We start from the raw sequence: 24,001 nt of genomic DNA, 5'->3' as shown, positions 1-24,001 counted from the left end.
AATTCCGATTCGGCTGCTAATTCATCTTATTTTTTATTCGTTTCGTAAGCGGTTTGGTGCTCTTTGCCCACTTCAGCAGGATCTTTCTTCTGTACGAAAAGGTTTTGGATGCTTGTTAAGTGTCCTTGAGCTGTTCCTGGGTTCATCGTATTGTCGAACGCAAGGTCGCCGCCTTTCACTTGTTTGAACAAACCAAGCACTTCCATCGCCATATCGGAATAACCAGCGGCTTTAAAGTCGCCGTCTACTTTTTGTGCGATACCTACAGCGCCTTTTACAGCGAAAGCTTCTTTAGGGAAGTTCAGCATGAAGTAGTTCAAGAAATCTTTGGTTTCTTTCAAATGTTTGCTGTTTGCAGATACGGCGAACGCGCTTCCTGGAGCAAGCATGAACTCGTCTGGGTTCCCTTTACCTTTAACAGTTGGGAATTTGAACACGCCAACTTTACCATTAACGGAAGATGTTTCGATTCCGCCAGTTGCCCAACTGCCCATGTAGTACATAGCAGCTTTGCCTGTTTTGAACAAATTTTCACCCGCATTGTAGTCAAAAGAAGTTGCGCCTTCTTGGAACGCGCCAGCTTGAACCAAGTCTTGGAAGCTGCTTACAGCATCTGTAAATGCCGGATCAGCAAACGTCTTTTTGCCATCAACAACGGCTTGCAGGAAGCCTGGGCCGCCATTTGTGCGAAGCAATACGTTCATGAACAAGAAGGAACCCGTCCAGGAATCTTTTTCACCGATAGCCATTGGCTGAATGCCTTTGCCCTTCAGTGTTTTTACAGCTGCAACCATTTCTTCGAAAGTCTTCGGCACTTCAACGCCAGCTTGTTTGAACAAGTCTTTGTTGTAATAAACGAGACCGATGTTGTTGCCATCAGGCAAAGCGTAGATGTTGTTGTTGAATGTGTACCAGTTCAGGATGCCTTCTTGGAACGTCGCTTTAAGTCCGTTTTGCTCAACCATGTCGTTCAACGGTGCGAACAGGCCTGCATCAACGAAAGGTTTCATTTGAGCGGACGGGTTCACGATTGTGATATCAGGCACTTCTTTGGAAGCCGCTTGTGTTTTGAGCTTCAGCTTTTGTTGATCTGTGTTCAGGGAGTCAAGCTCGATCTTGATGTTCGGATTTTTCGTTTGAAAATCGTTAACGATTTTCTTCAACATGCCGTTCTTTGGATCGGTTGGATCCGGATATATATTTTGGAACGTGATCGTAATGTTCTCCTGCTTTTTAGCTGGTGCTGTCGCTGTCGGAGCCGCGCTTGTTTTCGTATCTGTTGTGCTGCCGCTCGTGCTTCCACCCGCACCGCAAGCTGTTAAGCTGATAGCTAGGAAGCTAGCTGCAACGACGCTTAATGCTTTGTATTTAGTTACCAATGTGAATCCCCCTCGTTTGTTGGTTGTTCTTGATGTCCTTATTATCGCTCGAATATGGTAACCCTTACAATGTGGGAACTATAGGTATGATGTTTGATTTTTATAGGTTTATGTTGGAATGGGTGTGGATGTTTGGTATGAGGAGTGGTGGGGGTGGGTGATACAGTGAATGTTGGATAGGAGTGACAAGTGCGAGTGGCGATGGAATGACGGACCCATACCTATACCCGACTAACCTCTCCCTTATCCGCTTCCTTGCAAAAAACAAAATAATCCTCCCTTCTGGCCGATAGACACTTATTCATACTCTCAGAGCTATTTTCTATATAAAAAACAAATAGCTTCCAATACGGCAAAAAGATCAACCTCTCACGCTAGTTCAGCGAATAAGAGGTCGATCTTTAAAGATAAATGATGAGTGCAGCTTATAAAAACTAGTAAGCCTTCGGTACCTCGACTCTGTTCGTTACACCATCTTCAGTGAAATAAATATGTGTGTCGAAGCCTTGATCATCCATGAAATAGGACACGTATTTCGGCTCGCCGTGCTTGATCGGCACGAGGAGTGTCGCGATGCGGTGGCTGCGTGCCGACTTCGTCGTTGCCTTCAGATGCCAGTGCAGCGGCAGTCCCTCGATTTCGGCTGGATCCACATCCGAAAAGCCTTGATGCTGTGTCAGCTCCAACTCACCAGATGAACAATAGACGAAACGGCCGTCCATATCCGCCTTGCGGCCTTGGACTTTGAAAGTCTGTCCGTTCATCTTCATTTCATACAGGGTCTGGAACAGCCAGTCAATAGAGCCTGTCTGCGACAGGTCGATATGGTCGACGACAACAACGTACGTGCCGAAGAAGTATAGCTCGCGTACGTAACGCTCCAAATACGGAACGTACTCCTTATATGCTGCTGTTGCGTTACTACGGGAATAACCGTAGCCTTTGCGCTGCTCGGCAACTTCAACAAACCCATTAGCCGCCATGTTCAGCACTTTATTCTTCTCGGCATATTGACCCAAACCGTCAATCAAAATATTGTTCGTCGAATGCGTCTGTCTGCGCCAGTTCATATGCATTGTGCTGCTGAATGCCACGTAATAACCGCTTTCAATGGCAAGCGGTTCCCCGTAAGCATGCAGCAGGAAGCCATTCTGGTCGCCATGACTATGGCTGACGGAGCCGTATTTGCTGCTCTTCGTCAGCAGCATGATATGGCGCTCCGGATCGGCCATTTGCGAGTGAAACGCCACCCAGCCGATGTCGCGGAACCATTTGACCGGCTCGATATTCGCATCTGTTGGGGCGATAGCTTCCACTTGCGGATAATCATGACGGTAGACCATTTCGTCGAATCGGAAATCCCACCAACCATAGTTGTAAAATTTCATTTCCGAATCGGTATCCGTTTCACGTACCCGCTCAAAATACCACTGGTACAGACCGTTACCAGTCACACCGGCGAACTGACGGATGTTAAAGCCAGTTTTCAAGCTAACCGGATCGCCAAGTGTCGATTGGTCACCGAAGCTTGCGCGAAGGGTATCCGGGCTGAATGCGTAAAGCGGGAAATCGCCTGTTTTCGTGAAAAACGGTCTTTGATAAAAATTAATGCCTGTATATTTCTTCAGCAAATTCATCGCTTCCGTGACAAAGGCCATCCCGGTCGTCCAATACATCGGACCTTCCGCCCAGCCTCCATCCGGTCCGCCCCAAGGCGAATATAAGCACGCATAGTATTCAAGGGTATAATCAAGCCATTCACGAACTTCCGGCTCCTCATTCAAGAGCGCGATGCAGCACGGGACCAATACACTGGATAACGAACGCACCGCATGGCTGTCGAACGGCACGTGATGAATCTTGGAATGCTCAATAACATGCTGGGCGATTTGACGCGTACGGGCGAGCAGGACTTGCCGCACCTGCTTACGCTCATCCTCTGTTAACCGAGCATAAAGCCAATCATAACCCCATGCGATTGCTCCAGCCATACGGAAGGAGGCTTCGTCGTTGTAGTCGCGGCTTGTTGTACCGTTCACGTCCCAGCTGCACAGATGGAGCAGCCACGTTTTCGCGCGATCTAGCAGCGTTTCGTCATTCAAAATTGTACCGGCTACCACGAGATGGCGAACCGCATAGAGAGCTTCCTGGGTATCCATGTACATTTGTCGCCATAGCTTAGCTACACGTTTATTACCCGGATATGGCAGCGGCTCTGTAATCAGCTCACGCTCAATCCAAGGCTTAACGGATTTCTCGTAAAAGATGTCAAATCCGCAATATACCGGATCTGCAGCTAGCCCGCTGCGAAAGGCATCAAGCTCAGCCGACTGCAGCCATAATCTAGGATGCTGGGAAGATGCTTCCGCGTATCGGCGTTCTCTGTTAGGCAGCGGTGTTTCCGGTAGATCGGCTGGCACCTCGAAGCGTCGAACGAGGCTCCAGACGGTTTGGGAGCCATCTTCCTGGAGAAGGGCGTACCGCCAGAAATAGGTGCCTGGGGTTAGCGCATCATCCGGTGTATATAAGTTATATGGAATTGGCTTTATCGTTTGTGTGTCAGCCTGAGAGAAGGCCTCTGAATGCGAGATTTGCAGTACATAGCGATCATGCTCCAATTGTGCAGGAATCCACGTGAAACGAGGTGGGTTTTCCAGCAGTACGGTCTGCTCATTCGGTTCGTATTGTACAGTTAAAACGCCGCTCTGCGGTTCGTATAATGGCGACAATGAAGTCATATCCATTCTCCTCCGGGTGTTCTTATATTAAAAGCAAGCCTTTATCAGCTATTAATTGAATGTGTTTTGAGCTGTTCGTTTGTCCCGGTATAGAAATGGCGATTTCCTGTGTGGAAACGCGAGTAAGTTCAGCGCGGCTGCCTGCACGATACACATGAATAAAGTCAGCCTTGCAGTCATTGCGACGGTGAAGCATCGCTGTAAGCGACTGACTCGGATCAACGGAGTCACCCGGTGTCTGTACAGCGAGAAGCTCATCGCCCGGCTGCACAAGCGCCGTATGGAACACGGTCGCGGCGGAGCCGTTAGGATCAGAGCCTAGGGCATAGGATACGCTCAATTGAGCTGAACCACTTGCCTCGATCGAATCGCTAGGCACGAACTGGCCGATGATCGGCAGATTTTGCTCAGTGACAGTGATGGCATTGGAAGCAGCATCCTTCTGTTCAATGAGAAGTTTGTAAACTTCATCTCGGCTGAGCGACTGCTCCGAATGCGTTTGAACAGCAGGATGCATCCACCACTCGATGCTCTTCGGCTCTTCTCCTGAGAGTTCGACTTGGAACCAATCCAGCAGCCAATCGCCAGTAAGAAGCAGATGGCGATTCAACGTACATCCTTCGTAGGCTTCTGTTGACTGCAGCCAAGTATAGACGGTTGAATCCGTAGCTTCATAGCGGACGCAGCGCCCTTCATGCGGCGCTTGGGATCGGCCATCCAGCGACACGGTGTTGTGGCTGGCTGTTTCGGCAAACCACGATTTCCGCATGGGCGAGCCGTAAGGCACCATCCCGAAATCGGGCGTCAGGGTTTGCTCCGTATGCATCAAGGTCAGATGCAGCTTGTCGTAATGGCCGTGGGACCCGCCGTGCTCGCCGAAGTCGGCGAGGAACGAAAGCGGGTTCCCGGCTGCGCGGCCGATGATGAAGCCGGCGTCCGGCCAGAGCCGCGACTCACGCGGCTCTAGGGCAGGCGCGCGGTCAGCGGCCTCGCCAGCGCCGTAGAGCAGCGCCTCGAGCTGCTCGCCGCCGGCAGCGCCTAGCTGCCGGTACGCTTCGCGCAGGACCGGCGCTAGCCCGGCGATGCCGTAGATCGCGAGCCCCTGCTCCGCGATCTCGGCGATCTCGCGGGCGTAGGGGTCCCGCGCGAGCGGCCCGTCATGCAGGGCCGGCAGCGCGCCCTGGTCGTCGGCCAGATCGGCCAGGGCCTCGAGCATGCCGCGCATGGATTGGCCGTCTGCGCCTGTCGTGGCGTAGAGATCAATACCGAATCGCCGCGCCATCTCTGCAGAGATTAAGTACGCGCGAAGCACGAATACGTGGTAGTACGTGCTTCCCTCGAACTCCAGCTGATCGGCCTTCACGCCGATCGATAAGTGATGCTTGAAGCCGCCTTGGCCTTCAATTAACTCTTCCAGTTCCGCTTGCTCTCCACGAGCTGCATAGACACAAGATAATGACGCGTTCAGCCAAGCGGTGTAGTTGTTCTCCGCATTGTTCCGCTCATGAATCAGGATGTGCCGATATTCTTCCATACTCCCCGCGAGTAAACCTAAGAAGGCGTCAATCGCCGCCTGCTCCTTCGCCTCGAAAACAACCCCCTCATCGCGCAGTAACAAATAAGCGCGAATCAAGGTCGTGGACCAGATCGCCTCGGTCAGTGCCTGGTGAAAAGCACGCCCCTTCAACATCCAGCTCTGAGCTTCGGGATGCACGGGGTAGAGCGGAAACTGCTCTGCGTACTCTACGAGCAGCCTTTTACTAATCTGCGCGTACGACTTTTCGCCCAGAGCTGCATAAACAGCCGCTGACTGCAAAGCCACCCGTGCAAGGGACTGGTGCTTAAATACAAGCCAAGCTCCTCGGTATACTTCTCCCTCGATTTTGCAACCGTGCGGACATAGAAATTCGGACGCATCCAGCTGCATTGTATCGAACATCAGTTCGGTATGATGGTGTGGACAGACATACTGGTGCCACCAACCCCCAGGATCCTTAGGAATGGAAAGGCTGCCTGCTTGCAGCAGCCTATCAATTTCCTCTTTCAATATATGTGCTGTACGGCCTGCCCAAGTCAGTTTTCCCAGCTTTTCGCCTAGCCTCAGCGCGGTACTCATCGCATCATCATCCCGCCGTTAATTTCGATCGTTTCACCCGTTACGTAGGCAGCTAGATCGGAAGCAAGGTAAAGCACTGCGCCTGCTACATCATCTGGTGTTCCTTCACGCTGCAGCGGAATGCCATTCACAGTTGCTTGGCGTGCTGTTTCCGTCGTGAATGTCGCGTGGAACATCGTATTGCCGATAAAGCCAGGGGAGACATTATTCACAGTAATACCACTTGCCGCTACTTCCTTGGCTAATCCCTTGGAGAATGTTTGTACAGCTGCTTTACTTGCTGCATATATGCTGGAACCAGGTCCGCCGCCGTTATGCGCAGCAACCGACGTCATATTCACGATACGGCCGTAGCCCTTCGCTTTCATGCCGGCAAGCACTCTTTTGGACATGAACACGGCACTCTTTACATTTACATCCATAATACGGTTATACATCTCTTCAAACATTTCGGAATTCGCAACACGTTGAACGAGATGGCCTGCATTGTTCACGAGAATATCAATCGTCCCACCCAAAGCTTGCTCAACTTCGCTAACGAGTCTGTCGATTTGCTCCAAATTCGTAACATCCGCCTGTACCAATACAGCCTCGCCACCTGCCGCTTGAATGGCTGCTACAACTTCTTGCCCTTGTGTAACGTTATTCAAGCAGTTCACACCAACCTTCGCCCCATTGCTAGCCAGAGCTAATGCAATTGCGCGTCCAATCCCCGCGTTAGATCCTGTCACCAGTGCAATTTTCCCCGTCAAATCGATATTCATATGAATTCCTCCCATGTATGTGTATATACAATTTTTCTTTGTCCCACTTAGCGCTACAAAACACCCTCACCCGCGCAACCGAGGCCTCACCGTCTCCGGCATTGTCATCGTCAAACAGGTCCCTCGTCCCCACTCACTGTCTATAGACAGTCCGTAGGCCTCGCCGAACACCATCTGGATCCGACGGTGGACGTTCATGAGTCCAATACCGCCACCTTGGGATTCGCCTGTCTCTTCCGGCTCCGCCAAACGGTTTTCCTCCAGCTTCGTGCGCAGCTCGGCGAGCCTCTCCGGCTTCATGCCTGTGCCATTGTCTTCGATAAACACTTGGAACAATCCGCCTTCTTTGCGGGCATCGATGCGAATGAAATGATGCGGTTCCACACCATCCGGGAATGCATGCTGAAAAATATTTTCGATGAGCGGCTGTAATGTCAACCGAACCATCTTCTCCAACAGCAACCCTGGCGGGATCGCAACATCAATTTCAAACTCTTTTCCCGTTCGGTGCTGCAAAACAATCATATAATTGCGTACATGATTCAGTTCATTCGCTACTGTAATTTCTTCTAAATTCGTCTGCACCGAGTAGCGGAGCATGAAAGCCATCGCTTCTACCATCTCTGTAATTTCACTGGAATCCTGAACAATTGCATAACAATTGATCGTTTCCAATGTGTTATATAAAAAATGCGGATTGATCTGCAGCTGCAAGGACTGAAACTCTGCCCGCTGCCGTTCAAGCTTCGTCTCACCTAGCTCAAGCTGGTTCTTTTGCTGCTCCAGCTCGGCTTCATACACCCGCTCGATCATATCGGAAAGACGCGTCACCATTAGATTGTAGCTGTGAATAAGCCCCCCGATCTCATCCGTTCGGCCAATCTCGTCGATGTACTGCCAGTTTCCTTTTTCCGTTTCCCGCATGCTGTCTTTCAGCCCTCGTATGGGGGCAATAATAGACCGGCCGAAACGGTAGGCCAACCATAGCGCGATAGCCAGTGTAACCAGACCAACGATGATGGTCGTTGTTCGAATCGTATCGGCTGGACGACGCAGCTCCTCAACTGGCATTGATGCGACAAGGTTCCAATCTGAGTAGCCGGATTTCCGTGATACAAACATACGTTCTTCCCCGTTGTATTTATGAAGGAATGTCTGATTGCCACTCGCCAAAACGAGCGATGACAGTTCGTCTTGAGGCTTCCGCTCGCTCATCGAACGAGGATAGATGTAGTTACCGGCATCGTCCACGATGAAGAAAAAGCCCTTTTTCCCTAGACTCACACGATCCCAAGTCTTTGCTAACTCATCTAGCTTAATCTCAATGGCAACAACCCCACGATTCTCATCTCCGTAAGAAGGCCCTCTTACTTTACGTGCCATTGTCACGACAGAGCCTTGATCAACCGGACGTATGCTCATGTTAAGCAGTGCTATTTTGCCATTACCAGGCGTCATTTTCATCAAATTATCATACTTCTCTTGCACCAACACGGGATCAAAGTTAAACAGATTTTGGTTTTCATAGATGACTGAACGTCCATGCTGCCCCACTACATAAATCATGTTTAACTGCTTATACAGCGTGACGATAGACTCCACAGATGCGAGTGCAAATTTCTTGATTTTATCCGAATACACATAATACTCATACGCATCATCTGGTTTGATTTCCATGAAAGCCCGCACATCAGAGTTGGACGAAAAGGCATTGCTAAGCAGCTCGTAAGCCTGCAAATAGCTATCCGTCTGATAGTTCGCACTGTCGACCATTTGCTCCATATACTGCTTCACTTGGTCGTCTAACGCCCGTGATGATTGCCAATAAGATACTGCGCCTACGGACAAAAGTGACAGCACGATCACAATGAGAAAGTACGTATAAATTTGACCTGACAACGTCTTTCTTTTCATGAACGGATACCCATTTGTTGTCGATATTCGGACGGGAGGCAGCCTTCGTATTTCTTAAACGTTTTTGTAAAATGGGGATGATCGGCGTAACCGACCTCACCCGAAATATCTGTAATTCGCCACTGTGGCTGTTGAAGCAGCTTCTTCGCCTTTTCCATGCGTCTGCGTGTTCGGTACTGCACGAATGTTTCTGTCGTACTTTGCTTAAACAGTTGGCTGAAATAAGAAGGATTAAGCCCGATAAAGTCAGCCACCTCTTCTAAGGATACTTCCTCAGCGAGATGCGTCTCTATATAGTGCTTGGCTTCCTCAACAGGGTCCTTAAGCTTGCCTTTGCGTTTGATTCGAAGCTCATCCAGATACCCACTTACCGTAGTCGTGAAGCGAAGCCACGCTTCCTCCTCGCTCACAACGCCGGTTAAATCTAGCTCACCCTGCATGAAATATACATCCCTCACATTTAACCTTTGGTGCAGGAGGGTGTGGATCTCTTGCAAAATATCGCTAACCCGGTTGAGCTTGAGCTTATTCGCCTTCAGCTCCGCCTGAATTTCCTCTACGACGCCATTTAATTCCTCCTGCTGCAGCATCCACACGGCTTGCTCCATGCGCCCTACCCACTGTTCCAACTTCGTTACAGCAACGAAGGATTCGGAGCTTACTTTACTTTGGTTACGAATTAGCTTCTCTAACACGTGCTGAAATCCCTTAATGTTGACGGGCTTCAGTAAGTACTCTTTCACCCCGTAAGACACGCATTTCTGCGCATATTCGAAATCACCATAGCCGGAAATGACCACAACTTGTATGTCGGCATCCATTTCTGCAACACGGGCACATAACTCCAGCCCATCCATCTTAGGCATCCGAATATCGGTGAACAGGAAGTCAGGTCGTTCCTCTTGAATCCGCTGCAGCGCGACAACGCCATTCTCAGCCGTTCGCAGGCTTTCGATGGGGAGCTCCGATTGTTCAACGAGTTTCTGTAAGCCTTTGCGTATCATCGGTTCGTCATCGACAATGAGTATGCGGTACATGAGGAATGCTCCTTTCAAACCCTTATGAAATGCACGCTCCCCACGGGCTTGTGGGCACGTGAGGAGGCGGTCATGCTCAGCAGATGAGCTTATTTACGCGGCATCGACACCGTCGTACCGGATTCTTTACTATTGAATTTCTCTGTTGCTTCCTTGATTACTTCATTTCCGCCTTTGGATTTCCACTCCTCCAATACTTTCGGCCAGTCGGAGATCGGCTCTTTGCCGTACACCATTTTCACCATGTGCTGGAGAATGACTGGAGGCGCTTGGTCGGAAAGCGGTGAAATATCAGGGTTTTTCATTAAAGATTCAAGACGTGGCTCGAAGCTCATACCATCGCGTCCTTCATTTTTTAACGTTGTATCATAGACATTCATTAATTTCTTACCTTCTTCAGTCAAGCTGAGTGTCCCTTTATTATAAGTCGTATCTTGGACAAGCCACAAGAAGGATTGACGGTAACGCTCTTCATCTACACCTGCTGTATCCGTTGGGGCTTTGTAGTCGATTTTGCCATCCACCGTTTTGTAAGTGTCACCTTCAATACCGAAAGTAAAGTATTTCTCTGCCTCATCGGACATCATCCAATCGAAGAACTGGATGATTTGCGCAGCATTTTTAGCATTTTTATTGATGAAGTAAGCACGCGGCGCAGGTCCGTACAAGTAGTGGCCGCCTTTGCCATCCGGTCCTGTCGGGGATGCGATAATCTCGATATCACCCGTTGGAACTGTTGTTTTTAGCTGTGTTTCCCATTGCAGCAATTCATTTGCATTCATGGACCACATCCCTGCTTTACCCGCAAGAATAGTGTTTTTGAATACTGTGGCGTTGATCGTTGCGAATTCTTTATTGATCAAGCCTTCATCAAACATTGTTTTGTACGTTTGCAGCGCTTTCGTCATATTCTCTGTGTCGAAGAATTTAGGCAGAACTTGATCGCCTGATTTCTCGAACATGGATAGGTAAGGGAACACATCGAATGCACCGAAGAAGGAGTCTGAATACTTGAAGTTTTCACGACCCATGTACGGGTTCTCAACGCCCATTTCTTTGAACTTGCGAAGTACGGCCATGTACTCGTCCACTGTTTTTGGAACCCCTAGGCCTGTTTTGTCGAGTAAATCTTTACGAATGAAAATGGCGCGGCGGGATGGGTTGGACAAGTATTCAGGAATAGCGAAAATTTTACCTTGGTAAGTTACGTTATCCCAGGCGTCTTTCGGCACTTTTTTGAGCAGATTCGGTCCATACTTCTTCAACAATTCATCAAGTGGCGTGAACACGCCAGCCTTCACGGAACCTGCCATTTCTTTACCGTTCACACCACCACTGCCCTGTACAACGTCAGGAATGTCATTGGTTGCAAACATCTGAATCATTTTTTGCTCATATTCTTTGTGAGGAACAAGTACGATATTCATATCGGAGTTCGTCATTTCTTCTAACTTTTTCACCCATTTGTCTTGATTAATATCAGGTGACTTCTCTACATGTCCGAATGCGAGTGTACGCAAGGAGATGGAGAATTTCGTTTTTTCAGCAGGCTTTGTGCTTGACGTGCCAGCCGCCGCGCTTGAAGCCGGTTGTTCAGCGGTTTTAGAAGAGCATGCAACCAGCAAACTGGCCATCATTACTGCTGCCATCGTGGTGGGAATCCATTTTTTCATTTCTACCCCTCTTTTCATTTCACTAAGATATGAACGCTTTCACATCTTCATTGTAAAAGCGTTTACAAATTGCCGATATGGAATGTCTTTAGTTCGATTTGTCTTTTTTTTAGAATGCTGTAGAAATTGTTGATTCCATACAGCACTATTTCCTTAAGATTTTACAGAACCCACCATCATTCCTTTAACAAAATGACGCTGCAAGAACGGATAGATCAGAATAATTGGGAGCGTCGCAATAATAATGGTCGCCATCTTGATGCCTTCCGGATCCATATTCGCAAGTCCGCTGAATTGGGAAGCGTTCGGATCAATACTGATATCCTCGGACACTATCAATTGACGGAGCTTTACCTGAAGCGGCCATAAGGCAGGCTTGTTGATGTAGTACAGTGCACTCTGGTACGTATTCCAGTGACCCACCGCATAAAAGATCCCTAGAGAGGCCATAACCGGTTTGGACAATGGAAGCACGATATTCCAGATCATTCTGAGCTCGGAACAGCCGTCAATACGTCCGGAATCAATCAGCTCACTCGGAATTTGCAAGAAGAACGACCGCATGACGAAAAAGTTGAAAGCACTGATAGCGCCTGGAAGCATTAAAGCCCAAAGGGAATTCGTCAAATGTAAGTTTTTCATCAAAATAAAGTTTGGAATCAGTGGAGCTGTGAATACCATCGTAATGAGAACCATGATTACTACAACGTTACGGCCAGCATATTCTGGTCTAGACACCGGATAGGCCAATGATGCCGTGGCGATGAGATTGATCAGGGTACCCACTACTGTAATATACACGGTTACTCCGAAGGAACGCCAGATTGCTGCGTCACTGAACACATATTGATAGTTGATCGTTGTAAATTGAACAGGCAGGAAGAGCACCTTACCATTCACAATGGCTTCCGAAGAGCTGAACGATTGGGCTATCACGTTTAAGAACGGCAGGAGCATCGCCAGCGATAAGAGAGTCAGAAAAAGCACATTAAAGATGTTAAAAACTTGCCAGCCGGCTGTCGGCTTGCGATTCATAAAGCGTTCACCTCCGTCTTAATACAAGCTTTCACCCGTTGTTTTTTTACTTAGCATATTTCCAGTGACAATAAAGATCACGCCGACTAACGCTTTGAAAAGTCCAATAGCGGTCGTATAGCTGAATTGTTGACCTAGCAACCCTGCGGTGTAAATATACGTATCTAGAATTTCACCATTTTCTTTATTTAACGGGTTCAAGAACACATAAACGCGCTCGAATCCAAAGTCCAAAAATTTACCGATATGAAGGAGGAACAAAATCATAATGGTTGGTAGAAGCGACGGTAGCGTAATTGAAATGGTTTGTCTCCAGCGGTTCGCGCCATCCACCTCAGAAGCTTCATACAGATCCGGATTAATTCCTGCTAGTGCGGCCAAATAAATGATCGTACCGTAGCCGGAATCACGCCAAATACCCGAGGAAATGAGCACTGTACGAATCCATGACTCTTCACCCATGAAATAAATCGGCTCGAAACCTAACCAAGTGATGAAATGGTTCAAAGCTCCCGTTGAAGGAGAAAGAATACCAATCGCAATCCCGCTCACAATAACCCACGATAAGAAGTGAGGCATGTAAACAACGGTTTGAAGTAAACGCTTGTACACTACAACGCGCAGCTCGTTAAGCAGCAAGGCGAGTATGATTGGCGCCGGAAAAGCCAGTACCAGATCATAAATGCCGATCAGAATCGTATTCTTCAAAATCTTGAGGAAGTCATAGTGGGCAAACATCCGTGTGAAATGCTCGAACCCAACCCATTCACTTCCCTTGAAGCCATCAAAAATGTTGTAATCTTGAAAAGCAATGACTGAACCTAACAAGGGCACATACTTGAAAACAATAAAATACAAAATCCCTGGCAGCGATATCAAATACAGCGCCTTATACTTCCAGAACGTTCGCAGAAAGGAACTGCCTTTACGTGCCTGCGAGCGCTGATTCATCTTTTTTACCGCTTGTGCGTTGACCGCCATTCTTGGCCCCCCTCACTATTCTTCGCTGATGTTATATCTACATCGTACCCTGCTAAAGCGCTTGCAACAATGGATTGTCTTTTCACTCACTTGTGTTTTTTTTAGGTAATGGGAAGTGGATCTGTACGGCTTGCACTAGACGTAAGACTGAATTTCATCGTTAAAGCCACCACATTCACAACAAAAAAAAACGCCACCCACAAATGTGGGAGGCGCCTATCAATCCATTCACTTCATGCTCACGCGGTTCTACTCTCCGTGGACACTTGCCTAGCCGCTGACTTCCGCTTCATCCGCAGTGCCTCAGGCATAGCGAGCAAAGCCGGCAGCAGCATCGGCAGCAAAATAAAGCAGAGTACAACGAGCCCCACGATCACGGCAACGGCTAGCTCAATCAGCAAAACTAGGCCTGATGGAACCAACGTCGCGAAGGTACCGCCGAGGATGACCATAGCCGAGATCACCACGCCGCCGATATGCTTAGCGGCCTGAACAATCGCCTTAGACGGCGATAAATCGCCCAGCTCTTTATATCGCATCATCAGGAAGATGCTGTAGTCGACACCGACGGCGATGATGATGATGAAGGAGAAGAACGGTACGAAAGACGAAACGCCGTCTGCACCGATGATTTTATCTGTAACGATATTGGTAGCGGTCATCGCAACATAGTAGGAAATCACTAAGGACACGATGATATAGACCGCTGGCCAGAAGGACCGTATCACGAACAACAGGACAATAAATACGCCAATGATCACGATGATCGCCGTGCTATTGAACGATTCTAGCTGTGCTTTGTTCGTGTCATAGGTCGTGGAGCTTGGTCCCGCGGCACCGACTTTCGCTTTCTCCAGCATCGTGCCTTTCAAACTAGACGCTAGCTCGGCGTTAATCCCCTCAATGGTGTCCATAGCCGCTGATGAGTACGGATCATCCTTCAGAATGACAATGAGTTTTGTACTCTTGCGATCTTTGGACATGAAGCTATCCAGCGATTTGACGAAATCCTCGCTAGTTAGCGCTTCTTTCGGAATGAAGAACGTTTTCGAGCTGTTCAGCTGCGTCAGGAACTGGCTCGTTTTTCCAAGCCCTTCGGACACATCGCCAAGTCCGTTGCCGCTTTGGCCGAGGCCGTCCTTCAACTGGCTCATCCCGCCAGCCAAGCCCGACAAGCCCTCGTTCAGCTTCTGCTGACCGTCCTTGACGCTGCCCAGCGCGTCATTCAGCTTCGCCATGTTCGCGGCGATCTCTTGGCTGCCCGCACTGCCTTGCTTCAGCCCCTTCGCGAGCGCCTCTGAGCCGCTCTGCAGTGAAGCCAATCCCGCAGCCAGTTGCGCCTGCGCGCCGTTAATCTGCGTAAGTCCCGCAGCAGCCTCAGCGAAAGAGCCATTCAACTTGGCGGCATTCGCGCCAAGCTCCTTCAGCCCGCCGTTCAGCTGGGCGAGTCCGGATTCCAAGCCCTCTCCCGTCTGCTTCAGCTTGATGTAGTCGCTATCCGAAGACAGTTGGCTGTACTTTGCACCTAGCCCGCCAATAAGCCCGTTCATCCCAGTCAGCCCCTGCTGAATACCAGGAAGCTTTCCTTCAATCTGACGATAACCGTCAGTTAAGGCACTATAACCCTGCTGCAGCTGTGTAAGTCCGCTGCTAATCTTCGACGTATTGGCATCGACTTGCGTCATGCCGTCCTTTAAGCTCGCAATGCCCGCAGTTAGCTCCGCAGCTCCGTCGGCACCCTGCGCAATACCCTTCGATACTTGCCCAAGCGCAACAGTAATCTGACTGTAACCATCCTGAACCTTACCCGTTCCCTCAACTAACTGGTCGGTGCCGGACAAATCCGGACTGACCAGTTTGCTCTGCATCAAATTCAAACCATCTTTTATTTGATTGACACCCTTCTGCGAAGCCGTAATTCCTTCTGCGACAGTCGACGTTTGCGTCGAAATATAGAAGTTATCAATCGGCTTCGACTGTGGCTGCGTCACACTGGACACCTTATCCACGCCGGGTACACTCTTCAATTTGTCCGTTAGCTTATCAATTGCGGCTAATCCGTCATTATTATCAAGTGCTTTATCATTCTCAATCACGACCATGGTCGGCAGTGCTTGGCCTCGGCTAAAATGATCCGCTACAAGGCTGAATCCTTTGGTGGATTCATGGTCATTCCCTAACTCTTTCAACTGGTCAAAAGACAACTTCTGATGGTTGGAAAGGGCAATCGGAATCATCACAATCAGAATAAGCAGCGTTGTGATCACTGGTCTTTTCACAGCAATGGCCGTCAAGCCCGCCCAAAATTTACTTTCCTTATGTCCGGTTGCACCCTTGGAAGGCCAATACAACTTACTGCCCAGTACTTTCATAAGAAAAGGAGTCACTGTCATAATTTCAAGTAAGAGCACCGCGGTACCAATAGCCACCACATTGCCTGATTTATAAATACCAAAATCCGAGAACGTCAAGCTCGCGAAAGCAATAAATACAGTCAAAATACTATAAAAAATCGTTTTCCCAGCCGTTTTATACGTCACAATAATCGCTTCATCCACGGACAAACCATGGGATAATTCTTCTTTAAACCGATTAAACAACAAGATGTTATAGTCAGTTCCAATGCCGAAAAGAATTAAAATTAACAGCATTTGCGTGACACTTGTCACTGGAAACTCGAACTTATCAATAAGCTGCGCGGCAATCCCCATGGAGCATAGGTAGGAAATACCCACAGCAAGCAGCGAGACGATTGGAATAACAATGGAACGGAACATAATGACTAACACCGCTAAAATGAAAATCACCGTTAACGCCGCACTTTTTTCCACACCCGACTCGGATGCTTTGATGTAATCGTTCTGAATGAAGTCCTCACCTGAGAGGTAGTAATCCACGTTCACATCTTTCAAAACAGCATCAAATTCCTGCTGAATCTCATCGACATGACGTCCTCTTTTATCCAAACTAAAGCTAGCCATTAACGTCGTCTGATCCTCCGAAATAAGCGAGGACTTCGCATCAGGCAGTGAGAAAGGATCAAGCAATTGATCGAAACCAAGCTCCGCTTGATGATTCTTCATAGAAGTTATACCTGACTCGATTTGCTTCATATCCGCATCTGACAGTTTATTCGGGTTGTGGAACACGATGATATCGCTAGTCCCTTCTACTCCATTCATTTTGTTCAAAATCGATGCAGCAACCTTGGACGGACTGTCCTTTGGCAGCGGATCTTGGCCCCTAAGCCCTAAAATAGCATTCACATCGGGTTGAAAAACCGTGAGAACTACGGTGGCTACCAACCATAAGGCGATAATCGTCCAGCGCCATTTAATAATTTGTTTCATCTCTCTAATTCCTCCTCCGATTACAAATCGTTAGTAAACAAGCGTTCATTTTTGAGTCAAAAAAATTTTAGCACTGTCCTTGAAGCTTTATTTTTTCTGAAATACCCGCAGAATACAGGTACAACAGCTCATCAACTAGCACCTTAATGGTATCGCCATCCTCATAATCGCGCAGAATAAGGCTCATGCCCTCTATAAGCGTGACAGCTAGCATCCGGGCAGATTGCTGCTCATTCACTTCGAGCGGGGCCGGAGTTTCCTTCGTGGTGGCGAACACGTTCTCCAAAATTTGATACACCAAAGTAATGAGTTCCTGTTTCACGGTTTCGTACCGTGAGCCTTCACTCAGATTTAGGAGGATAGTTAATTCAACACTCGATTGCTTGAAAAGCTGCAAAATCGTCGCATCAATTTTACGCAAAATAACGAGATGATCAGCAGTTTCCTTGCACAATTTGAAATCAACCTCATTCTTGATCTCTAGGGTGTAAGAAGCAAGCTGCTCATAGACCGGTTGAATCAACTCATAGAATAGGTCTTCTTTGTTTTTAAAATACCGATAAATATTGCCCGGTGTAATACCCGCAGCGTCTGCAATATGCCGTATAGAAGCTTTCATATAACCATGTTTCTTGAATTCGGACAATGCCGCTTGGCGGATACTCTTTTTTACGTCATCTTTTAATACCTGCATATAATAAACACCCGTTCACTTTTTGGCGTAATGGAATGATTATAACGTGTGTACTTCCTTTTTTGCAAGCATGAAATCAAAAAAAAAGCCGACAACCTAAGCAGCATGCTACTTGAGGCCGTCGACTCTTCTTTAAGATTTACTCTGCCTTCGTTTTGAGCGTCTCGATGATTCTTTTCGACTTGAAAGGCTTGAGATCTTTGAACTGTATGAACTTCTTTGATTCCTCGTTCCAAATACGGAACTTAAGGGATTCTAAGCTTGTCCTCAGAGTAACCGTCTGAACTTTGCGCAGCTCAGCGTTCTTGTTATGAACCTTTTCCAAATAGTAATTAGGAACTCGCGGGCTCAGATGGTGAATATGGTGAAAGCCGATATTACCTGTAATCCAGTGCAGAACTCTAGGCAATTTGTAGAAAGAGCTTCCATGCATAGCTGCCTTCATATAATCCCATTCCGCGTCATTCTCATAGTATGAGTCTTCATAGTTGTGCTGAACGTAGAAAAGCCAAATCCCAGCCATACCTGAAATTAGAAACATTGGACCTTGGACTAGGAGGAATGATTCCCAACCCATACCCCAACAAAGCAGCACGATACTTCCAACAATGCCCAAGTTCGTGATGTACGTATTCATACGTTCTTTCATTCCTGCTTTTTTGCGATTAAAACGGTAATCAATCAAAAAGATGAAAATGGGTCCGACAATAAACATCACAAACGGATTTCTGTAAACCCGATAATAAAGTCTTCTAAGCGGAGAAGATGCCATATATTCGTCAACCGTTAGTGTCCAGATATCGCCGACACCTCTGCGATCCAAATTACCGCTGGATGCGTGATGGACGGAGTGGGTATGACGCCACTGATGATAAGGGACAAACGTCAAAATGCCTGTAAGTGTACCAACAATTTCATTCGCTAATTTATTTTTGAAAAAAGATTTGTGACAGCAATCATGGAAAATAATGAAGATTCGAATCAGGAATCCTGCTGCAATAATGTCTAGCACGAACGTAAGCCAGATAGAAACCGAAAGACTTAGAAAAGCGAAATACCAAAGCATAAAAAAGGGACCTAATGTATTAATGATTTGCCACACACTGTACTTGATATGTGGTCTTTCGTAAGGCGCGATGTCAGACCGCCACCCACCTTTGTCTTGTTGACTCATTCTAATTAAAGCTCCTTCTCTCCGTTTCATACCGGACTGATTTGTGCCACCTGATGTAGTACGTTAGGAATTCAATTAAGTTCCCCTTATAAGAGAAGAAATGTTACATTGCCCTCTCATCATAAGTTCCAAAATGCTTTTTGTAAAATGCAATATAAGTCATATGTGCATGAAGTCATATTTTCACTATTCTACATGACCCAAAAATCATCCTGCGAATGGCAACCTAACCCTTATTTTCCCATAAAAAGAGGTTTCTCATATGGAAGATACTTCCACTCGATTTAGTAAATAGGAAGTTGTACTTATTACAACATTAGGCGAACAAGTCGTCGTTATACCCTTCAAATATTGCAAAAATACAATAATTTCTCCCTATCTCAAACATCCCTTAAATAATTGTTTCCATATATGTAATAATTATGTTCATTTTATAAGGGAATTTCTGTGAACAAATAGGTAAGTCTAAGTGAACAAATGATGAACATTGCTTTCTGGTCACAGGAGGTATCTACTCCTAGCTTGGCCAATTTATGCGGGCCTTACTTAATACTGGTATAGTAGTATATATAAAAAATGGAGGACTATTCAATGATACCTATATCCGTTTTAGACTTGGCTCCCGTTATTGCTGGCGGAACGCCAAGAGATTCATTTCACCGTTCCGTAGATCTAGCCCGACACGTTGAAAAGTGGGGCTACCATAGATATTGGCTCGCCGAACATCATAACATGCCGGGCATTGCCAGCTCCGCCACATCACTCGTCATCGGATATATCGCTATGGCTACGGAGAAGATCCGCGTAGGCTCCGGCGGCATCATGCTGCCTAACCACGCACCGCTCGTCATCGCCGAGCAGTTTGGAACGTTGGAATCGTTGTTTCCGGGGCGCATCGATCTTGGTTTAGGACGTGCGCCTGGCTCCGATCAGGCTGCGGCAAGAGCACTACGCCGCGGCTTAGGCAGCGACGGTCAAGACTTCCCGGAGCAGCTGAGTGAGCTCCGAGGCTATCTCAACCCGGCGCTGGGTACAGGTGTACCAGGAGTGCGCGCCGTGCCGGGCGAAGGGCTAGACATCCCGATCTGGCTGCTCGGATCGAGTGACTTCAGCGCCCAGCTGGCCGGTCAGTTGGGGCTTCCTTTCGCTTTCGCCAGCCATTTCGCTCCCGATTATTTGCTGGCGGCTCTTGATCTATACCGCCGCCAGTTCCGCCCTTCTGGCGCGCTTGAAAAGCCGTACGCGATGGTCGGCGTTAACATTATTGCAGCCGAAACCGATGAGGAAGCCCAGCATTTGGCGACGTCGCAGCACCAGCAATTTCTAAACATCGTGCGCGGCCGTCCTGGCATGCTGAGTCCACCCGTCGCCAGCATGGAGCCCTTATGGAGTCCTCAAGAGAAAGCTTACGTTCACAAGGCTTTAAGCTTCTCCATCGTAGGCAGTAAAGACACCGTCCGCGAGAAGCTTGCTAAGCTTCAGCAGCAAACGGCAGCCGATGAGTGGATCATCGCAGGCCAGATTTATGATCACACAGCTCGCTTGAGGTCTTATGAAATTGTGGCCGAGGTTGTCAAAGAGATCTAGAGAGGTCCCTGCTGCCGGTTCTTGGATTGATCCTTGGTTTAATCAGCTATAGACAGGACCTCAGAGAGAAACGGGCTTCGGCTTTAATGAGTTAATGTAGCAAAAAGAGGGCACCCCTTACGTGGGAGTGTCCTCTTTCTATGCTAAGTAGCTTTCCTTTTTATTTATTCAAACGGGCCGATCCATCGCAAATTGTTCGCCCAATTTCGCATATGAGCTGCCGGCCAGGCGACTAACTGGCTTAAGTCCATTCGGGTCAATATGACCGTTCTCATATAAAGAATCAGCGATATGAAACTGTACGACTCTTCCGATTAGTAAATCGGCTGCAGGAGCATCCTCGGTTCCGCCAAGTGTGATGACTTGCTCCAAGACACATTCCATACGTATGCTCGCTTCGGCGATGCCCGGTACGGCAATCTTGACACTAGCCACGGGTGTAAGTCCGGCTAAAGAAACTTCACTTTCGTCGGGCGCTAACGGAGCAGCGGTTTGGTTAATCTGGTCGATGTACGATTCGTCAGAGATATGAACGACGAAAGCCCCAGTATCGACGGCGTTTCGCGAAGTGTCCTTGCGAACACCCTGCTTCCTTTGCACCGAGATAGCAACCATTGGAGGATTTGCCGTCACAATTGTAAAATAACTATACGGTGCAGCATTGAGCACACCCTCCGAGGATAGGGATGTAACAAATGCGATCGGCCTTGGAATTATGCTGCCTATCAATAGCTTATAGTTTTCCCGCTCACTTTGACTCGATGGATCAATAGATATCACAAAGCATCTCCCACCTTTACTAGACTCGGCCTCATGATAAATTCGTCTTAAACCACGTCCCTGCCGCTTCTACCTCTGAACGCGTCAACTGATGCCCTGCTTGTTCCCAGTGAACGGCAACAGTTGATCCCGCTTCACTTAACAGCTTCTGTAATTCCTCTGTCTCCTGCGGGGAGCAGATCGGATCGTTCTGACCCGCTCCAATAAAGACGGGAATACCCGAGAGATCCGGCAGTTGAATGCCTCGCCGCGGCACCATCGGATGATGGAGAATGGCTCCTCGCAGTGCATTTGGATAGTGAAATAAAAGACTTCCGGCGATGTTTGCACCGTTCGAGTAGCCGATGGCTACGAGATTCTGACGATCAAAGCCGTGTTCCACGGCAGCTTGATCGAGGAAATCGTACAATTCCTTGGTACGGAAGATGAGGTCCTCCTCATCAAAGATTCCCTCAGCCAGCCGGCGAAAAAACCGCGGCATGCCATTCTCAAGCACATTACCTCTAACGCTTAGCACTGACGATGTCGGTGAAATCGCTTGAGCTAGAGGCAGAAGATCACGTTCAGTGCCTCCCGTACCATGAAAGAGCACGAGTACAGGTGCCGTTACATCCGTTCCCTTTTGAAAGATATGCTTCATTGTTTTTTCGCCTCCAATACACGTACTTGAATCGGCGGAAGATTACGCTCGATTTGTTCACGGCTCTCCTCGAACCATTCCGGCAGCATCAGTTTCTCACCTAGCGCCTCAGGCTGTTCATCACGTGCAAAGCCCGGAGGATCCGTTGCAATCTCAAAGAGTATGCCGCCTTCTTCACGGAAGTAGATCGCGTTAAAATATTGACGATCAACGATCGGCGTAGGTTGGAACCCATTTGTCTGTACATGGCTTCTCCAGAGGGCATGCTCAGCATCATCTTTGGCGCGCCATGCAATATGATGGACGGTACCTGCTCCTCCAGCTCCATAGGCCATCGGGGTTACATTAATATCAACGATGTTCCCTAAATCTCCGAAGGATTTAAAACGAGCATAAGCTCCCTCTTGCCCTACTTTCTGAAGCCCCATCACCTGCTCTAGCAGCTGAGAAGTTTTGTCAGGTGCCGTGCTGTAGAGAACAGCACCGCCGAAGCCTTTGATCGCTTTATCCGTTGGAATGCCGCCGAATGACCATTGACTAAGCGCTCCTTGCTCGCGCTCTACGATTTCAAGTTTCAGACCATCCCGATCCTCGAATTGAAGGTATGTCTCTGCGAATCTTTGTGTTTTTTCAAAAGGAATGTCAAATTGCGTTAGACGCTCTTCCCAGAAAGATAGACTACCTGTAGGTACAGCATACGTCGTGATACCGACTTGACCGCCGCCGATACGTCCTTTGCGAGAGTGCGCCCATGGGAAGAAGGTGATGATAGTCCCCGGACTTCCCGTTTCATTACCAAAGTACAGATGGTACACTTCAGGTGCGTCGAAGTTAATCGTTTTTTTGATCATCCGAAGCCCTAGAACCCCTGCATAAAAATCAACCGTTTCCTGTGCATTTTGTACGAAAGCCGTTATATGGTGAATACCTGCTGTTTGTTGTTGTGTCATTGAATCCAACTCCTTTAGTTTAGTTTAATTATTCCAGACCTGATTTAAAAGTATCCAAGATTATTAATTGAATAAAGCGTCGACGGAGTAAGCTCCTGCACCCATTAATGCCACACCTACTGCAATTGCAATGAGCAGCAAATTGTATTCATAACCGCCCGCCGTAGCCCAGTAGCCGTTCTTAGCGTGTACTTTGACAATCGCAACGACCATGGTCATGACAATGAGCAATGAAGCAAAGACTGTACCTAAGCCAGCGGCGAACAACGCACCGCCTACGAACTCCATAAGTCCTGCCATAACCGCCATAGCAACACCAGGTTTAATGCCGATGGATTCCATCCAGCCGCCCGTTCCTTTCGGACCATAGCCTCCGAACCAACCAAACAACTTCTGTGCCCCATGCGCCATAAAGCTTAATCCAACAACCAAACGAATGATTAATAATCCCAATGCGATACTCATATTCATTCTCCTCCAATTTAAGAATCTCTATTTTAAGATATTAGTTAAAAGGTTAAGTAGTTAACACCTCTTATGGGGGGCAAACTACTTGAAACCATCCTGAGCAAACTTACCGAGCTTCTTCAACAATTGACTAGCTATCTTCTTCTCTTCTGACGTAAGTCCAGCTACCGCTTTCTCTATAACCTCGGTATGCTTGGGAAATACCTCTTCAATAAATTGCTTCCCTTTTTCTGTAATTTCTGCAAAAACGAGTCTACGGTCTTCGGATGATGTTTTTCGCTTTACGAACTCTTTCTTCTCCAGCTTATCTACAACATAGGTGATATTCCCGCTGCTCATAAGCACCTTGCCGCCAATCTGTTGAATCGGCTGCGCACCTCTATGATAAAGCAGCTCTAGAACACCGAATTCGGTTCGATTCAATCCATAATTCCGAATATCGCGGTCCCCATGGGCGTTGACCCATTCACTTGCTCTGGAGAGTGCAATATAGAGATCTAATGAATCATTTCTCTGTTCACTCATTTGGTTCACCTCATTTCTTTTATCATTTTGCTTCGCTGTGGTGTGCGTGCTGTGCTGCGAAATCTTAGTTTGTAATATCTTGATTTAAAGATACTTTATTTTGAGATAGATGTCAATGGGTATTTTTAAAATAATGTTCTTCCTTTTATCATTCTGCTTATAAAGCGATTATATCCACTTAGCTAGCCCGAAATAG

The 24,001-nt window shown here is 47.8% G+C and carries 18 protein-coding genes; 1 reads left to right on the top strand and 17 read right to left on the bottom strand.

The window, feature by feature from the left end; all coding sequences use genetic code 11:
* Positions 1-26: 26 nt before the first annotated feature.
* The 12 genes from QFZ80_RS34490 to desA all read right to left on the bottom strand — a co-directional run bounded on the left by QFZ80_RS34490 (position 27) and on the right by desA (position 18,855).
* Positions 27-1,379 carry an extracellular solute-binding protein gene (locus QFZ80_RS34490; protein WP_307563215.1) on the bottom strand — a complete coding sequence of 451 codons (1,353 nt, stop codon included), beginning with the start codon at positions 1,377-1,379 and terminating at the stop codon, positions 27-29.
* Positions 1,380-1,813: 434 nt separating this feature from the next.
* Entirely contained in the window at positions 1,814-4,117 is a 2,304-nt protein-coding gene (locus QFZ80_RS34485) for a DUF4962 domain-containing protein (RefSeq protein WP_307563213.1), read from the bottom strand.
* Positions 4,118-4,139: 22 nt separating this feature from the next.
* Positions 4,140-6,233, bottom strand: a complete 2,094-nt coding sequence (locus QFZ80_RS34480) for a heparinase II/III domain-containing protein (RefSeq protein ID WP_307563211.1) — start codon at positions 6,231-6,233, stop codon at positions 4,140-4,142.
* Entirely contained in the window at positions 6,230-6,997 is a 768-nt protein-coding gene (locus QFZ80_RS34475; RefSeq protein WP_307563209.1) for an SDR family NAD(P)-dependent oxidoreductase, read from the bottom strand. The genes QFZ80_RS34480 and QFZ80_RS34475 overlap by 4 nt, the downstream gene beginning before the upstream one ends.
* A 66-nt stretch (positions 6,998-7,063) precedes the next feature.
* Positions 7,064-8,911 carry a cache domain-containing sensor histidine kinase gene (locus QFZ80_RS34470; RefSeq protein ID WP_307563207.1) on the bottom strand — a complete coding sequence of 616 codons (1,848 nt, stop codon included), beginning with the start codon at positions 8,909-8,911 and terminating at the stop codon, positions 7,064-7,066.
* On the bottom strand, positions 8,908-9,948 hold the full coding sequence (locus tag QFZ80_RS34465) for a response regulator transcription factor (RefSeq protein WP_307563205.1): 1,041 nt from the start codon (positions 9,946-9,948) through the stop codon (positions 8,908-8,910). Before QFZ80_RS34465 ends, QFZ80_RS34470 begins: the two co-directional genes overlap by 4 nt.
* Before the next feature lie 89 nt (positions 9,949-10,037).
* Positions 10,038-11,621, bottom strand: a complete 1,584-nt coding sequence (locus QFZ80_RS34460) for an extracellular solute-binding protein (protein ID WP_307563203.1) — start codon at positions 11,619-11,621, stop codon at positions 10,038-10,040.
* A gap of 153 nt (positions 11,622-11,774) precedes the next feature.
* Positions 11,775-12,656, bottom strand: coding sequence for a carbohydrate ABC transporter permease (locus QFZ80_RS34455; protein ID WP_307550849.1), 882 nt, complete (start codon positions 12,654-12,656; stop codon positions 11,775-11,777).
* Between the two features lie 18 nt (positions 12,657-12,674).
* On the bottom strand, positions 12,675-13,637 hold the full coding sequence (locus QFZ80_RS34450) for an ABC transporter permease (protein ID WP_307550851.1): 963 nt from the start codon (positions 13,635-13,637) through the stop codon (positions 12,675-12,677).
* Positions 13,638-13,876: 239 nt separating this feature from the next.
* Complete coding sequence (locus QFZ80_RS34445; protein WP_307563202.1) at positions 13,877-16,987, bottom strand: MMPL family transporter; 3,111 nt, start codon at positions 16,985-16,987, stop codon at positions 13,877-13,879.
* A gap of 67 nt (positions 16,988-17,054) precedes the next feature.
* The gene (locus tag QFZ80_RS34440; RefSeq protein ID WP_307550853.1) at positions 17,055-17,681 is read right to left on the bottom strand and encodes a TetR/AcrR family transcriptional regulator; all 627 of its coding nucleotides are present in this window, start codon (positions 17,679-17,681) and stop codon (positions 17,055-17,057) included.
* Between the two features lie 139 nt (positions 17,682-17,820).
* Positions 17,821-18,855 (bottom strand): Delta(5) desaturase DesA, encoded by a 1,035-nt coding sequence (gene desA, locus QFZ80_RS34435; protein ID WP_307550855.1) that lies wholly within the window; start codon positions 18,853-18,855, stop codon positions 17,821-17,823.
* A gap of 591 nt (positions 18,856-19,446) precedes the next feature.
* On the opposite strand from desA, the gene QFZ80_RS34430 reads away from it, so the two are divergent.
* Positions 19,447-20,442 (top strand): LLM class flavin-dependent oxidoreductase, encoded by a 996-nt coding sequence (locus tag QFZ80_RS34430; RefSeq protein ID WP_307563200.1) that lies wholly within the window; start codon positions 19,447-19,449, stop codon positions 20,440-20,442.
* 168 nt (positions 20,443-20,610) lie between these two features.
* On the opposite strand, the gene QFZ80_RS34425 is transcribed toward QFZ80_RS34430, so the two are convergent.
* The 5 genes from QFZ80_RS34425 to QFZ80_RS34405 form a co-directional block, all read right to left on the bottom strand.
* Positions 20,611-21,222: a flavin reductase family protein gene (locus QFZ80_RS34425; RefSeq protein ID WP_307550859.1), complete on the bottom strand. Its 612-nt coding sequence runs from the start codon at positions 21,220-21,222 to the stop codon at positions 20,611-20,613.
* 31 nt (positions 21,223-21,253) lie between these two features.
* On the bottom strand, positions 21,254-21,862 hold the full coding sequence (locus tag QFZ80_RS34420) for an alpha/beta hydrolase (protein WP_307563198.1): 609 nt from the start codon (positions 21,860-21,862) through the stop codon (positions 21,254-21,256).
* A complete protein-coding gene (locus QFZ80_RS34415) occupies positions 21,859-22,812 on the bottom strand; it encodes a ring-cleaving dioxygenase (protein ID WP_307563196.1) in 954 nt (317 codons plus the stop codon). The genes QFZ80_RS34420 and QFZ80_RS34415 overlap by 4 nt, the downstream gene beginning before the upstream one ends.
* A 63-nt stretch (positions 22,813-22,875) precedes the next feature.
* Positions 22,876-23,277: a DoxX family protein gene (locus tag QFZ80_RS34410; protein WP_307563194.1), complete on the bottom strand. Its 402-nt coding sequence runs from the start codon at positions 23,275-23,277 to the stop codon at positions 22,876-22,878.
* Positions 23,278-23,361: 84 nt separating this feature from the next.
* Complete coding sequence (locus QFZ80_RS34405; RefSeq protein WP_307550865.1) at positions 23,362-23,805, bottom strand: MarR family winged helix-turn-helix transcriptional regulator; 444 nt, start codon at positions 23,803-23,805, stop codon at positions 23,362-23,364.
* Positions 23,806-24,001: the final 196 nt, after the last annotated feature.

The organism is Paenibacillus sp. V4I7 (assembly GCF_030817275.1).
Taxonomy (GTDB): Bacteria; Bacillota; Bacilli; order Paenibacillales; family NBRC-103111; genus Paenibacillus_E.
The sequence above is the reverse complement of the archived record's forward strand: the minus strand, read 5'-3'. Positions and strand labels throughout refer to the sequence as shown.